This window comes from Chitinophaga fulva, from assembly GCF_012927205.1.
GTDB lineage: Bacteria > Bacteroidota > Bacteroidia > Chitinophagales > Chitinophagaceae > Chitinophaga > Chitinophaga fulva.
The window spans coordinates 3,409,067-3,422,362 of record NZ_JABBGC010000001.1; the positions used below are offsets into that span (position 1 = coordinate 3,409,067).

Consider the following 13,296-nt stretch of genomic DNA (forward strand, 5'->3'; position numbering starts at 1 on the left):
GTAGTGTTATGGACATCGCATTTATCGTTGCTGCGCTGATAGCCGTGGCGGCCACTGTAAGGGTCATCACCTGTTACAATATCATGCACGCACTGTTATACCTCGTGGTATCGCTGCTGGCGGTAGCAGTTGTATTGTACACCTATGGCGCGCCGTTTATGGCGGTGCTGGAGATCATCATTTATGCCGGGGCGATCATGGTGCTCATTATCTTTTTTGTGATGATGCTCAACCTGGGACTGGAAACAGCAGAACATGAAAAAGCCTGGCTGCGGCCACGGATATGGATTGTGCCGGGGATATTTTGTGTGGTGCTGCTGGGGGAACTGCTATACCTGATCCTGCAAAACAAGCAACCATCAGCCGGTATTCAGGTAGTGCCACCCAAACAGGTAGGCATGGCTTTATTCGGCCCCTATCTGATCGCCGTGGAGCTGACCGGTATCCTGTTGATGGCGGGTATTGTAGGCGCGTATCACCTGGGACGGCAGCATAAGAAAACTGTACATCGATTTCTTGAAAATAATCTGAACACATGAACCTGCATCCTACAACGGCGGGCCTGTTACTGGCCGGTATCCTGTTTGTGCTGGGATTGATCAGCGTATTGATCCGGCGCAATATCATCTTCATGCTGCTGTCGGTAGAGATTATGCTCAATGCCGCGGGACTCGCTTTTGTGGTGGCTGCTTCCCACTGGGGGCAGGCCGATGGGCAGGTGATGTTTATGTTCATCCTCGCGATGGCTGCTGCGGAAGTGTCGGTCGGGCTGGCGCTGATTTTACAGCTGTATCATCAGCTCCGTACGCTGGACAGTGATGAAGCCAGCAGGATGAACGGTTAATGAATCATTATCACCATTAAAACTTTAACAGATGTTGCCTGCACTCATACCTGCCATTCCTTTTCTCGGCGCATGTATACTCATGCTTTGCTGGAAACGTATAAGCCGTAGTGCCGTTACCGTTATTGGTTGTGGCAGCGTGGGCTTATCAGCCGTGGTGGCGCTGGTGGTGGCGGCAACAGTAGCTTCTTCCGGGAAAGAACCGCTGGTGCAGCATGTGTGGCAATGGATACAGGTGCCGGGCTTCGCTGCGGGCATCGATTTCCGGATGGACGCTTTGTCGGTGGTGTTTACACTGGTGATTACGATCGTTGGATTTTTAATACATGTATATGCCACCGGTTATATGCATGATGACGAAGACTATGGCCGTTTTTTCGCGTGCATGAACCTGTTTGTCGGTTCCATGCTGGTGTTGGTCATGGCAGATAACCTGTTGCTGTTGTACCTGGGCTGGGAAGGTGTGGGCCTTTGCAGTTACCTGCTGATCGGCTTCTGGTATAAAGATCCGGAGAATAATTATGCGGCCCGTAAGGCATTCATCGTAACGAGGGTGGGAGATACTGCTATGGCCATCGCTTTGTTCCTCCTGTTTGAACACATGGGTACGCTCAATATCCAGCGCCTGTTGCAGGAAGCGCCAGTGTTGTGGGCCAAGGGAGATCCGATGGTGACCCTTATAGCCTTGCTGCTGTTAGGCGGTGCGGTGGGCAAGTCAGCACAACTGCCGCTGCAGACATGGTTGCCCGATGCGATGGCCGGCCCTACGCCGGTAAGCGCATTAATCCACGCTGCTACCATGGTGACAGCGGGTGTGTACCTCATAGCGAGAATGCATGTGATATTTGAATTATCGCCTGCTGCACAAACCGCTACGGCCATAATAGGCGGCGTTACGCTGCTGATGGCAGGCGTCAGCGCCCTGGTGCAGACAGACATCAAACGGGTGCTGGCATATTCTACCATCAGCCAGATCGGATATATGTTCCTCGCGCTGGGATGTGGCGCCTGGTCGGCTGCTATTTTTCACTTTGTGACGCACGCGTTCTTTAAAGCTTTGTTGTTTATGGGCGCCGGCGCAGTGATCGTTGCGCTGCATCATGAACAGGATATGTTTAAAATGGGAGGACTGAAAAAAATGTTGCCCGGCGTGTTCTGGGTATTCCTGATCGGTTGCGCATCGCTTACCGCCATACCATTTGTAACGGCAGGCTTCTATAGCAAGGACCAGATCATCTGGCTGTCATGGGCCGCTGTCGGCGGACATAAAGCCTATTGGCTGGCTGGCGTGCTGGGAGCGCTGCTGACAGGCATGTATACTTTCCGCATGTTTTTCCTGGTGTTCTACGGAGAAGTTAAAACGAAAGTACATCATATACCCGGCCCCGTGATGATGGTACCGTTGTATATTCTCGCCATGCTCTCTACCATAGCCGGATTTATTGAACTGCCGCATACGCTGGGGCATGTAACGTTATTCAGCAACTGGTTGGCGCCGGTATTGCCCGCGGTGCAGATGGCGCAGGAAAGTGTAGCCCTGGAATGGGCATCCCAGTTGATATCGGCGGTATTGGCGCTGGGTGGTATATGGCTGGCTTATGTGTGGGTCGTGAAAAGGCCGCAGGGCATGGTGGATTTCCTCAGCATGCCAGGGCAGGTATGGTTACAGGGTTTCTGGCGGCGTGGCTGGGATATAGACGCACTCTATGATGCGCTGATCGTACAGCCTTTTGTTTATCTCTCTAATATCAATCGTAAAGACCTGATCGATAAAATATATACCGGAACGGCACAACTGATGGAAGCGTGTCATAACGCGATGGCACGTACGCAGAGCGGCATACTCCGATGGTATATCATGGGGGTGGTATTGGGTGCGGTGGCCATCTTGTCAGTATTGATATGGCGGCTACATGAGGTTTCCTAACGTTAACGGCTAAATGTTGAAACAATGATTCTCCTGTTACTGATCATCATTCCATTGGCTGGTGCGCTGTTATCCTGGATAGCAGCATCACGGAATGCGCTATGGTCAAGGTATATAGCGCTGGCGTGCCTGCTGATCGATCTGGCCATCACAGGTCAGATATGGGCTACGCATGAGGCTTCCGGCGGACGGTGGTTATACCAGTACAAAGTGGACTGGGTGCCACATTTTGGTATCAGCCTTAACCTGGCCATGGATGGCCTGTCATTACTGATGCTGGTACTTACGTTTTTCCTCGGGGCACTGGCGGTGCTGATCTCATGGAAGGAAATCAACCAGCGGGTGGGCTTTTTCCATTTTAATCTGCTGTTTGTGTTGGCAGGCATCACCGGTGTATTCCTGACCATGGACCTTTTCCTCTTTTATTTTTTCTGGGAGATGATGCTGATACCGATGTATTTCCTGATTGGTATCTGGGGACATGAAAACAGAGAATATGCGGCCAACAAGTTTTTCCTTTTTACACAGGCCGGCGGTTTGCTGATGCTACTGGCTATTCTGGCATTGTACTTTATACATGGTGCTAACACCGGCGTATATACGTACGATTATTTTTCGCTGCTGCATACCCCTATGCAGCAGGAAACCGCCCGCTGGCTGATGCTGGGCTTCCTGATAGCTTTCCTGGTGAAGTTGCCTGCTGTGCCTTTTCATACCTGGCTGCCGGATGCGCATACTGAAGCGCCTACAGCCGGCAGTGTGATTTTGGCGGGGCTGCTGCTGAAAACAGGCGCTTATGGTATTCTGCGGCTGGTATTACCGCTTTTCCCTGAAGCATCGGTATACTTTGCGCCGTGGATCATGTTCCTCGGTGTGCTGGGGATCATCTATGGCGGTATGCTGGCATATGCACAAACAGACCTGAAGCGGCTGATAGCCTATACCAGCGTGAGCCACATGGGATTTGTGCTGGTGGGTGCTTTTTCTTTTAATGCGCTGGCCTACGAGGGGGTAGTGATGCAGATGATTGCACATGGTATCAGCACCGGAGCGTTGTTTATCATCGCAGGTGCGCTGTACGAGCGTATCCACACCCGCAACATACTGGAGATGGGTGGGCTGTGGTCCAGGATGCCGGTCATGGGAAGTGCCGCCATGATATTTGTGATGGCATCGTTGGGCTTGCCGGGGCTGGGCAATTTTGTAGCGGAGTTCCTCATTCTGCTGGGCAGTTGGCAGGCCAACCGCTGGATAACCGTTTTTGCGGCTATCGGGTTGGTGGTGGCTACGGCCTATTCCCTGCGTATTATGCAAAAAGTGTTTTTCGGGCCGGGCAACCAGCAATATGCGCCGGCAGACCTTAACAAACGGGAGCTGGTGATCATTGTGGCATTGGTGATGGCCATTCTTTTATTGGGATTACATCCGCAACCGGTTTTGAATACTTCTCAAAAAACTGATTATGTCGTTCGCTGATTTCATAAGCCTCGGGCCATTGATCACCCTGTTTACCGCGGTGGTGATCTCCATGCTGTTGATTGCTATCAGACGCAATCACCGGATTACGTATGCCTTTTCACTATTGGCCTACCTGATGGCGCTGACGGCTATCATACCGGCGATGTTGTATATCCCCCATGCCGTGCCGCCGCTGTTGGTGGTAGATGAGTTTTCACTCTTCAATACCGGACTGGTGCTGACTTCGGGTTTTATCATCTTACTGTTATCCTACAACTATTTTCAAGAGCGGGAAGAACGCAAGGAGGAATATTACCTGCTGTTACCGCTGGCTACCACCGGGGCTTTGGTACTGGTGGTGAGCCGCCATTTTATGTCTTTGTTCCTTGGCCTGGAGATACTCAGTATCAGCCTGTACGGACTGATAGCCTATCTCCGGGCACGCGAACGGTCAGACGAGGCGGGCATCAAATACCTGATACTGGCGGCATTGTCTTCTGCGTTCCTGTTGTTTGGTATGGCGCTCGTATATGCGTTTACGGGGCATATGGATTTTCCGGGCATTGGCGCGGCCCTGCGACAGGCGGGATATATACCTGTCACCGTGTTGGCAGGCTTCGGTATGATGCTCATCGGCATCGGCTTTAAACTGGGTGTGGTGCCGTTCCACATGTGGGCGCCTGATATCTATGAAGGCGCTCCGTTGCCGGTATCGGCTTTTATCGCTACCATCTCCAAAGGAGGCATGCTGGTGGTGCTGATCCGTTTTTATGTGGATATTCACGGCAACGACTACTCGATGATATGGTGGATGCTGGCTATTGTGGCGGTGGCTTCTATGTTTGTGGGCAACTGGCTGGCGTTGACACAACAGAATATTAAACGTATACTGGCTTATTCTTCTATCGCCCATATGGGCTACATTCTGGTTGCTTTTCTTTCAGGTGTGCAGACAGGGCTGGAGGCAATTTCTTTCTATCTGGTGGCTTATTTTATTACCAGCATTGGTGCCTTCGGTGTGTTGATTGTCATGAGCAGTAGTGTGCAGGATGCGGAAACACTGGACGATTACCGCGGTATGTTCTGGCGTTATCCCTGGGTGGCGACGGTATTTACAGCGATGTTGCTGTCGCTGGCGGGCATCCCGCTGACGGCCGGGTTTATCGGGAAATTTTATATCGTGATGGCTGGGGTGAACGGGCACATGTGGTTCCTGTTGTTTATGCTGGTCATCAACAGTGTGATTGGTCTGTATTATTATATCCGCATTATTGCCATGATGTTTAAAACACCGGCTACAGGGGAGGTGACTTATATCAAACCCTCGCTGCCTGTAGCCGGTAATATCACGCTGATGTTGCTGACGCTGGTATTGATTGGACTGGGGGTATATCCCACCGCGATGATGCAACTGATCCAGCAGATGATGAAAATGATTGTTTAACCTGCCCTTTTCTGTTCATCACTGGTGCCTGTTTTTCTTTCACGGGCGGCTTTGATGCTGCTGCTGCCAAAGCGATAGCTGAAGTAGATGCTGGCTGTCCTGAACTGCCATGTGTTAAAGATGTGCAGCGCCAGGTTGCTGTATTGCGCAATACCTCTGTAGGATTCATTCCGCAGGATATTGTTGTAGTTGAGTTTGATGGTCGCTTTTTTATCCCAGAAAGTTTTCTGTATGCCCAGGTTCAGGTTGTATTCCGCATAACCCTTGAAGATGGCGTACACAAAGGGTGAGTTATAGTAACCGGCTACTTCCAGTTTAAAGTCTTTCGGCAGCGTGATGGTATTGGTGCTGTTGAAGCTGTACGTGAAGCTGCTGGTCATCTCCGGCTGGTTCTTGTTGTTGTTGAAGTAGTAATCGTTATAGGCAGCATTCAGGTTGTTATCGCTCATCCACCATTTGGTGACCTGGAAAGGCAATGTCACAGCGAGGCTGTACACATGGCTTTTCTTATAGTTCATCAGGGTGCTGGTAGATGTTTTGGCGCTGTCGTCCTGGTACAGGAATTCGTTGATCACATCGGTGGTCCGGTTGTATCCCAGTGTGGCGATGTATTTGTCTTTGAAGGTGTACGCCAGCTCCACGTTGTTGGTGTATTGTGGTTGCAGGTACGGGTTACCGCGGAAGAAAGTATATCTGTCGAGGTAGAACATGAACGGGTTCAGCTGGCTGTATTCCGGACGTTCAATACGGCGGGAGTAAGCGAGACTAATTTTGTTGTTATCGTTCAGTTTTTGATCGATGGTAAGGTTGGGGAAGAAGTCGGTGTAGTTACGTACAACCTGGCTTTTGAGTGTTACAGAATACCCGTCAGATTTAGTGTTCTCTACCCTCAATCCTGCCTGGATACCGGTTTTGGGCGTCAGTTGTTTTTTATAGCTGGCATAGGCTGCATATACATCTTCCTGGTATTTAAATTCATTGCTTTGGCTGGGTGCAAAGATATAATCGCCGTTTTTGAGGGAATCATAAGCCAGTCTGTTGGTAGTGGTCACCAGGCTGGCTTTTAAACCAGCTTCTACTTTTCCGTTTTTGCCCAATGGCCAGGCAAAATCGCCTTTCAGGCTTTTGATGGTGATTTGTGTGCCGCCCTGGTTGCGGATGCCATTAGGATTACGCACAAGCTTGCTTTTTACGTCCAGCATACTGTCGTTCAGTACCAGGGACCGGTCGGCGTTGAAGCGGGCGTAGTCGGCGTCTACACTGTATTCGCGGCCGGCCGTATCCAGTACTGCCTTGTAATTCAGGTTGATGGCGATATTATTGAAGTGGTTATTGTTAGTCGTGTAAGAGTTGACGATGGAATCAGCCGGTGCGCCCGGTGTATTCATGAAATTGGTATTGCTGTAAATCTGGTTATTGAAACGGTTCTTGAACCCATTAACCAATACACCTATGGTGTGTTTGTCATTAAGGAAATAGTCGAGCCCGATTTTAGCGGCATTGCGCTGGAACCGGTTCCGCTGGAAGATGTCCTGTGTTTGTTCGGTGGTAACGCCTTTATCGTTGAAGGCCCTGCTGTATTTACGGGTGATCTGGAAAGGGCGGTCGGTCCTGCCGAGATCACCAAACAGGTTGAATTTGGGCGTGCGCCAGTTGAAGGTGCCGTTGGCGCTATAGGTGCCGTAGCGGGACTGTGACAGGGTGGCGTTCACTGTACCATTGATACCGGTGAGTTTCCCTTTTTTTGTTTTTATGTTGATGATCCCGCCATTGCCGGAGGCGTCGTATTTCGCGGACGGGCTGGTCAGGATTTCTATTTGTGCGATAGACTCCCCGGGTGTGTTTTTCAGCAGGTTGGTCAGGTCTTCGCCGCTGAGGTAAGTAAGTTTTCCATCGATCATCACAGTTACCGTCTGACCTTTCATTTTCACATTTTCATTGTTATCGATCTGTACGCCGGGCGCCCTTTTGAGGATGTCGAGCGCGGTGTTGCCGACGGCGGTAACGCTGTTTTCCACATTGAGTACGGTCTTACCGGCGCTTTTTTCGATGAAAGGCTTGGTGGCGGTCACATTCACCGTTTGCAGGCTCTTGGAGAGCGGCTGCAGGGCAATGGCCGGCAGGCTAACGGAGGTATGGGAGGCGTCCAACGCAAAATTAGCGGCATAGTGGGTGGTAAAGCCCATCTGTGACACCTGCAGGTAATACTGGCCAAAGGGTATTTTTTCAAAACGGCCTTCCCCGGATTCGGAGCTCATTTCCCCTTTTACCTGTACGGAGTCTTGCGTTTTGCGCAAAAGCACGCTGGCAAAGGGAAGTGGCTTGCCGGAGGCGTCTGTTATTTTAAAGGAAATGGTGCCGGTGGAACTTTTTTGTGCGAAAGAACTCATGATAACGGACATAAGTATCCCCAGCACGATGATGAACTTTTTCATACTATCGTTTAGATTTTCTCAGAAGCGATTCCAATAAGTTGATTAGGAAGACAGTCTATCGGTTACTGCCGGATCTGGTTTTGTGAACGGTATATATCGAATATAGTTTTTACAGCATCTCGAATGGGTTCGGTCCTCAGCTGCGCATTATCGGGGGTAACGGTTGCATTGGCCTGGGCGGTGGGTGGAACACCAGGGCAGTTGGCATTTGTTATCACAAATAAAGGCAGTATGTCTGGTGGACTGCTCTGTACCGGCGCCATATCTTTCAGGAGGCCTTTAGAGGCAACAACCAGCGCGATACAGCAGGTAACTATCAGCAACAGGGCGGCTTTTTTCATATCATAGCGCATTTAACATCTTAAAGACGACCTGTCTGAAAAAAGGTTGCACCTCCGGGCAAAAAAAATTTTTCCAGCGGGTGCAGGGGGGCACATATCCAATCTCAAAGCAGTGGAAACCAATATAAAATTAAGCAGGGAGATTATTCTAAAACGGGGAATGGTATGGCTGTTAAAATCCGGGGATGAGCGGTTAATTTTTGTGTGGTATTATCGAGCCGGGAGGGGAATGCCGAAATCAGCCACCATCCTGGAAGTGATGGTGGCCGACTTGATGATTTATTTCTTTAAAAGCCGTTGTACGGTTATGCTGGAACGTTGTTCCAGCAGCACGGTGTGGTGGTTGCTGAGGTCTTCCAGGAGGCCGTCCTGGTAGTAGCGCACGGTCAGCAGTTCAAGGGATTCGTTATAAGAGATCTTAAAGTCGTTGTGCAACGCTTTGATCAGCAGCTCAATCTTTTCCGGGTTGTGGTCAATACAGCAGGAGAAGGTGATGGCGCCATTCTGCATCAGGTTGATCTTCACTTTCAGCCGGTGGAAAGTTTCGTAGATATCGCTGATCTTATCTTCTGTGATAAACGCGTAGTCTTTGGAGGTGAGCGTCAGCAATACCTGGTTCCTTTTCAGTACGATGATCGGAGGCAGCTGTTTGGTGTCTGCCTGTTCTTTGATAACGGTGCCGGGCAGGTTCTTATCAAGGAAACATTTCACCAGCAACGGTATCTGTTTGTTCTGTAAAGGTTTGATGGTTTTCGGGTGGATCACCTGGGCGCCATAGTAGGCCATTTCAATCACTTCCCCGTAGCTGATCTCCGGAATATTGACGGTATTGGGGAACAGTTTAGGGTCGGCATTTTTAAGGCCTTCCACATCTTTCCAGATGGTTTGGCTTTCTGCGTCGAGCATATTGGCGAATACAGCGGCGGAGTAGTCGGAGCCTTCTCTGCCAAGGGTAACGCTCTCGTTCTGGTCGGTGCTGCCGATGAAGCCCTGCGCAATCACGATGCTGGTTTGATTAAACAACGGCACTACTTTGTCGGTCACCTGTTTCTGGGTAAAGGCCCAGTCGATATTGGCATCCCGGAAGTTATCATCGGTACGGAACACGTCCCGGACATCTACCCAGGTATTGGATAAACCTATGGTGTTAAAGAAGGCGCTGACGATAGCGGTGCTGAGTAGTTCGCCCATGCCCACCAGCTGATCGTAGTAGTAGTCATACGTCCGTAACGGTTTTTCGCCCAATGTCCATTCCGCTTCGGTAAAGAACTGTTGCAGTTGCTGGAAAAGCGGATGCTGACGGGAACCCAGCAGGGACTCGGCCACCTGGATATGGTGTTGCTCCACATTGTACAGCAACTGAGCGGCGATCTCCCTTTTACGCATGTAAAAGTTCTGCGCCACCTTTTCCAGTTCATTGGTCGTTTTACCCATAGCTGAGATAACGATCAGGAGTTTATCGTCCGGAAATGACTGGACGATCTGTGCTACTTGCTTAATGCGTTCAACACTTTCTAAACTTGCGCCGCCAAACTTGAAAACCTTCATATGATAGTTTGTCCTTTTAAAAAATTATTTGGCAAAGTAAGGCAAGTTTAGAATTGTTTTAAAATCTGTTTACAGAGAAATGACATTTCCCTTAAAATAAGCGCTTATTCCTTTAATTTCGTCCCGGAAAACTGAAATAACGTTATGAATCACAAGGAAAAGGTAATGACACTGGATGAATTCACCATCCAGGAATTACGTAACTATCCCGGTGCTACCGGCCAGTTGTCAGGTTTACTGCGTGATATTGGTCTGGCGGCAAAAAGGGTAAATGTGGAAGTAAACAAGGCCGGTATCGCCGATATTCTGGGTGAAGCCGGGAAAACCAATGTTCAGGGTGAATCCGTAAAGAAGCTCGACGAATTTGCCAATGCACAGTTTATCAATTCACTGCGTACCAGCATTTACTGCTGCGGAGTAGCCTCTGAAGAGGAGGAACACTTTATCGCCTTCACAGACGAACACTCAAAAAAATCCAAATATGTGGTATTGCTCGATCCGTTGGACGGCTCCAGCAATATCGATGTGAATGTTTCCATCGGGACCATTTTCTCCGTTTACCGCCGCCTGTCGCCGGAAGGGGAGGAATGTAACCTGGAAGATTTCCTGCAGCCGGGCACGCAGCAGATTGCTGCCGGCTATATCATCTACGGTTCTTCCACCATGATGGTGTACGCTACCCGCCGCAGTGTGCAGGGCTTTACCCTTGATCCTTCCATCGGGGAGTTCTGCCTGTCGCACCCCAACCTGAAATGCCCGCCGGAAAGCGATATCTTCTCTGTCAATGTAGGTTACTATTACCTGTATGAAGAGAAAGTGCGCCAGTCCATCGACCATTTTATGGCGCGGGATGAAAACGACCGCATCTACCGGCATCGTTTCGTAGGTTGCATGGTAGCGGAAATACACCGTACACTGATACAGGGCGGTATCTTCATGTACCCGGCTTTCGGCAAGTACAAGTCAGGCCGTCTGCGGCTCTGTTACGAGTGTAACCCCATGTCTTTCATCATGGAAAAAGCAGGTGGCATGTCTATGGCCAACAGCCGTCAGCGCCTGCTGGAGCTGAAACCGGTGCAGCTGCATCAGCGGGTGCCTATTTTCATCGGTTCCAAGAATATGATGGAGACCTGGAAAGACATTATGAACAAATAGCGGAAAACGCGCTTTGTTAATTGCATATTGAAAGAGGCCCGGGCGTACAATAGTAACGTCCGGGTCTTCGTTTTTTTAATGCGCCGTAAGAAAGTTATCCACGCTGGATAATTTGGTACAGCGCTTGCTTGCATTCGGGAAATTATCATTATTAACCATCAGTTTTTATGTCCATTTTGAAAAGCCGCAGTACCCTTGTATTACTGCTCGCACTGTTTGCCGCATTTCAGGTAAGCGCGTGTTCACGTGCCACCAGCCGTGCAGACAGCACCACAACAGGAGGAAGTCTTGAAGAACAGATCCTCTACTACACCAACAAATTCCGTCAATCCAAAGGACTGAAACCGCTGCAACTGGATGAGACCATCAGCCAGCAGGCGCGCCGCCACAGCCGCGATATGGCTAATGGCAGCACAGGCTTCGGGCACGAAGGTTTTGAGGACCGCGTGGCTTATGTCTCCAAAAAGATGGGCAGGGTAGGGGCCGCCGCGGAAAACGTGGCATATGGCACCCTCGATGCCGAAGCCGTAGTGGATGGCTGGATCAAAAGCCCCGGCCACCGGCGCAATATGCTGGGTGACTATAACCTGATCGGGATAGGTACCGCCGGTAAAGGAAGAATTACCTTCTTTACACAAGTGTTCATCAAACACTAAAACAATTGCGAATTACGAGTGACGAATTACGAATGGAGTGCCTGTTTTATGTTCGAGTTTTCTATTGATAGATAATAAGATATATAGCTCGAATATTTCTATGCTTAAAAGAAGCAAAAGCTAAACAACCCTCATTCGTAATTCGTAACCCGTAATTCGTAATTCTTTTATAATTTGGTGGCATGGAAAAGAACAAGATCATTGAGGTGAAGAACCTGGTGAAAAAATACGGGGAATTCACTGCAGTAAAGGGTATCAGCTTTGATGTGTACGAACATGAGATATTTGGCCTGTTAGGCCCTAACGGCGCCGGCAAGTCCACTACCCTGGAGATCATTGAAACATTACGCGAAAAAACAAACGGCAAGGTGACCGTCGGAGGATTCGACCTGGACGCCGCCCCTAACGATATTAAAAAAATCATCGGTGTACAGCTGCAAAGCTCCGGTTATTATCCCGGACTGAACCTGGTGGAACTCATCGAGATGTTCGGCGGATTGTACAACCAGCCGGTGGAACCCATAGAACTGCTGCGCCTCTTCAATCTCGAAGACAAGGCTAAGTCCAAATACAAAGAACTTTCCGGTGGCCAGAAACAACGTTTCTCTATCGCCACCACCCTGATCAACAAGCCCCGCATCATCTTCCTCGATGAGCCCACTACCGGCCTCGATCCGCAGGCAAGACGTAATCTGTGGGACCTCATCCTGCAGGTACGGGCACAGGGCACTACCGTTGTGATCACCACCCATTACATGGATGAAGCTGAATTCCTGTGCGACCGTTGCGCCATCGTGGACAGCGGAGAGGTGATCGCCATTGACTCGCCCGACGCCCTCATCGATAACCTCGTGTCTAAAGGGTTCGAGCGTAGTAAAGAAGTGAAGAAAGCCAACCTGGAAGATGTGTTTATCCATCTCACCGGGAAAGATCTTCGCGAGTCTTAATAAACCCGCTTATGGAAGCATTACAATATCCTATCGGTCGTTTTGAACCGCTGCCGGATTATAGCCCCGCCATGTTGCGGGAATATGTCAATGATATCCGCGACCTGCCCACCCTGGTGGAAATGGCCGTGCAAAGCCTGGACGCTTTCCAGCTGCAGAAGCCCTACCGGCCCGGCGGATGGAATATTCAACAGGTGGTACATCATCTGGCAGACAGCCATATCAACGCCATTACCCGCATGAAAATGGCGCTGACGGAAGAAAAACCTATTATTAAACCATACGATGAAGCTGCCTGGGCTGAACTGGAAGATGTGAAAAACACACCCATCAACGTGTCGATCACACTGCTGCATGCCCTGCACACCCGTTGGGCCAACCTGATGGACCGCCTGACACCCGAACAATGGGAACGTTCTTTCATTCACCCGGAACATGGCCGGCGCTTTAACCTGAAAACCATGGCCGCTAACTACGCCTGGCACGGAAAGCACCACCTTGGCCATATCCAGGGACTGAAGGAACGCATGAACTGGTAAAG

The 13,296-nt window shown here is 50.0% G+C and carries 12 protein-coding genes; 9 read left to right on the top strand and 3 right to left on the bottom strand.

Features of this window, described 5'->3' with window-relative positions:
• Positions 1 to 8: 8 nt before the first annotated feature.
• The 5 genes from nuoJ to HHL17_RS13915 are packed head-to-tail and all read left to right on the top strand — an operon-like array spanning position 9 to position 5,673.
• Positions 9 to 539 carry an NADH-quinone oxidoreductase subunit J gene (gene nuoJ / locus HHL17_RS13895; RefSeq protein ID WP_169225301.1) on the top strand — a complete coding sequence of 177 codons (531 nt, stop codon included), beginning with the start codon at positions 9 to 11 and terminating at the stop codon, positions 537 to 539.
• On the top strand, positions 536 to 844 hold the full coding sequence (gene nuoK, locus HHL17_RS13900; RefSeq protein ID WP_078670908.1) for an NADH-quinone oxidoreductase subunit NuoK: 309 nt from the start codon (positions 536 to 538) through the stop codon (positions 842 to 844). The genes nuoJ and nuoK overlap by 4 nt, the downstream gene beginning before the upstream one ends.
• 31 nt (positions 845 to 875) lie before the next feature.
• Positions 876 to 2,771 carry an NADH-quinone oxidoreductase subunit L gene (nuoL, locus tag HHL17_RS13905; protein ID WP_169225302.1) on the top strand — a complete coding sequence of 632 codons (1,896 nt, stop codon included), beginning with the start codon at positions 876 to 878 and terminating at the stop codon, positions 2,769 to 2,771.
• A gap of 24 nt (positions 2,772 to 2,795) precedes the next feature.
• On the top strand, positions 2,796 to 4,247 hold the full coding sequence (nuoM, locus tag HHL17_RS13910; protein WP_169225303.1) for an NADH-quinone oxidoreductase subunit M: 1,452 nt from the start codon (positions 2,796 to 2,798) through the stop codon (positions 4,245 to 4,247).
• Positions 4,234 to 5,673: an NADH-quinone oxidoreductase subunit N gene (locus HHL17_RS13915; RefSeq protein WP_169225304.1), complete on the top strand. Its 1,440-nt coding sequence runs from the start codon at positions 4,234 to 4,236 to the stop codon at positions 5,671 to 5,673. The genes nuoM and HHL17_RS13915 overlap by 14 nt, the downstream gene beginning before the upstream one ends.
• On the opposite strand, the gene HHL17_RS13920 is transcribed toward HHL17_RS13915, so the two are convergent.
• The 3 genes from HHL17_RS13920 to HHL17_RS13930 form a co-directional block, all read right to left on the bottom strand.
• Positions 5,670 to 8,108, bottom strand: a complete 2,439-nt coding sequence (locus HHL17_RS13920) for a TonB-dependent receptor domain-containing protein (protein ID WP_169225305.1) — start codon at positions 8,106 to 8,108, stop codon at positions 5,670 to 5,672. The genes HHL17_RS13915 and HHL17_RS13920 overlap by 4 nt on opposite strands.
• Positions 8,109 to 8,170: 62 nt before the next feature.
• Positions 8,171 to 8,449: a hypothetical protein gene (locus HHL17_RS13925; RefSeq protein WP_169225306.1), complete on the bottom strand. Its 279-nt coding sequence runs from the start codon at positions 8,447 to 8,449 to the stop codon at positions 8,171 to 8,173.
• Positions 8,450 to 8,728: 279 nt separating this feature from the next.
• Positions 8,729 to 9,997 carry an aspartate kinase gene (locus HHL17_RS13930; protein WP_169225307.1) on the bottom strand — a complete coding sequence of 423 codons (1,269 nt, stop codon included), beginning with the start codon at positions 9,995 to 9,997 and terminating at the stop codon, positions 8,729 to 8,731.
• 144 nt (positions 9,998 to 10,141) lie between these two features.
• Here HHL17_RS13930 and fbp point away from each other — a divergent pair, with 144 nt between their 5' ends.
• The 4 genes from fbp to HHL17_RS13950 all read left to right on the top strand — a co-directional run bounded on the left by fbp (position 10,142) and on the right by HHL17_RS13950 (position 13,294).
• Entirely contained in the window at positions 10,142 to 11,152 is a 1,011-nt protein-coding gene (gene fbp / locus HHL17_RS13935) for a class 1 fructose-bisphosphatase (RefSeq protein ID WP_169225308.1), read from the top strand.
• Between the two features lie 167 nt (positions 11,153 to 11,319).
• Positions 11,320 to 11,808 (top strand): CAP domain-containing protein, encoded by a 489-nt coding sequence (locus HHL17_RS13940; RefSeq protein ID WP_169225309.1) that lies wholly within the window; start codon positions 11,320 to 11,322, stop codon positions 11,806 to 11,808.
• Between the two features lie 182 nt (positions 11,809 to 11,990).
• Positions 11,991 to 12,755 carry an ABC transporter ATP-binding protein gene (locus HHL17_RS13945; RefSeq protein ID WP_169225310.1) on the top strand — a complete coding sequence of 255 codons (765 nt, stop codon included), beginning with the start codon at positions 11,991 to 11,993 and terminating at the stop codon, positions 12,753 to 12,755.
• A gap of 11 nt (positions 12,756 to 12,766) precedes the next feature.
• Positions 12,767 to 13,294, top strand: a complete 528-nt coding sequence (locus tag HHL17_RS13950; protein WP_169225311.1) for a YfiT family bacillithiol transferase — start codon at positions 12,767 to 12,769, stop codon at positions 13,292 to 13,294.
• Positions 13,295 to 13,296 lie beyond the last annotated feature (2 nt).

What these genes read in the sequence shown, in the direction of transcription:
- HHL17_RS13920 (WP_169225305.1), bottom strand. Translation starts at nt 8,108, where the DNA reads ATGAAAAAGTTCATCATCGTGCTGGGGATACTTATGTCCGTTATCATG.
- nuoK (WP_078670908.1), top strand. Translation starts at nt 536, where the DNA reads ATGAACCTGCATCCTACAACGGCGGGCCTGTTACTGGCCGGTATCCTG.
- nuoM (WP_169225303.1), top strand. Translation starts at nt 2,796, where the DNA reads ATGATTCTCCTGTTACTGATCATCATTCCATTGGCTGGTGCGCTGTTA.
- nuoJ (WP_169225301.1), top strand. Translation starts at nt 9, where the DNA reads ATGGACATCGCATTTATCGTTGCTGCGCTGATAGCCGTGGCGGCCACT.
- HHL17_RS13915 (WP_169225304.1), top strand. Translation starts at nt 4,234, where the DNA reads ATGTCGTTCGCTGATTTCATAAGCCTCGGGCCATTGATCACCCTGTTT.
- HHL17_RS13925 (WP_169225306.1), bottom strand. Translation starts at nt 8,449, where the DNA reads ATGAAAAAAGCCGCCCTGTTGCTGATAGTTACCTGCTGTATCGCGCTG.
- HHL17_RS13945 (WP_169225310.1), top strand. Translation starts at nt 11,991, where the DNA reads ATGGAAAAGAACAAGATCATTGAGGTGAAGAACCTGGTGAAAAAATAC.
- HHL17_RS13930 (WP_169225307.1), bottom strand. Translation starts at nt 9,997, where the DNA reads ATGAAGGTTTTCAAGTTTGGCGGCGCAAGTTTAGAAAGTGTTGAACGC.
- HHL17_RS13940 (WP_169225309.1), top strand. Translation starts at nt 11,320, where the DNA reads ATGTCCATTTTGAAAAGCCGCAGTACCCTTGTATTACTGCTCGCACTG.
- nuoL (WP_169225302.1), top strand. Translation starts at nt 876, where the DNA reads ATGTTGCCTGCACTCATACCTGCCATTCCTTTTCTCGGCGCATGTATA.
- HHL17_RS13950 (WP_169225311.1), top strand. Translation starts at nt 12,767, where the DNA reads ATGGAAGCATTACAATATCCTATCGGTCGTTTTGAACCGCTGCCGGAT.
- fbp (WP_169225308.1), top strand. Translation starts at nt 10,142, where the DNA reads ATGAATCACAAGGAAAAGGTAATGACACTGGATGAATTCACCATCCAG.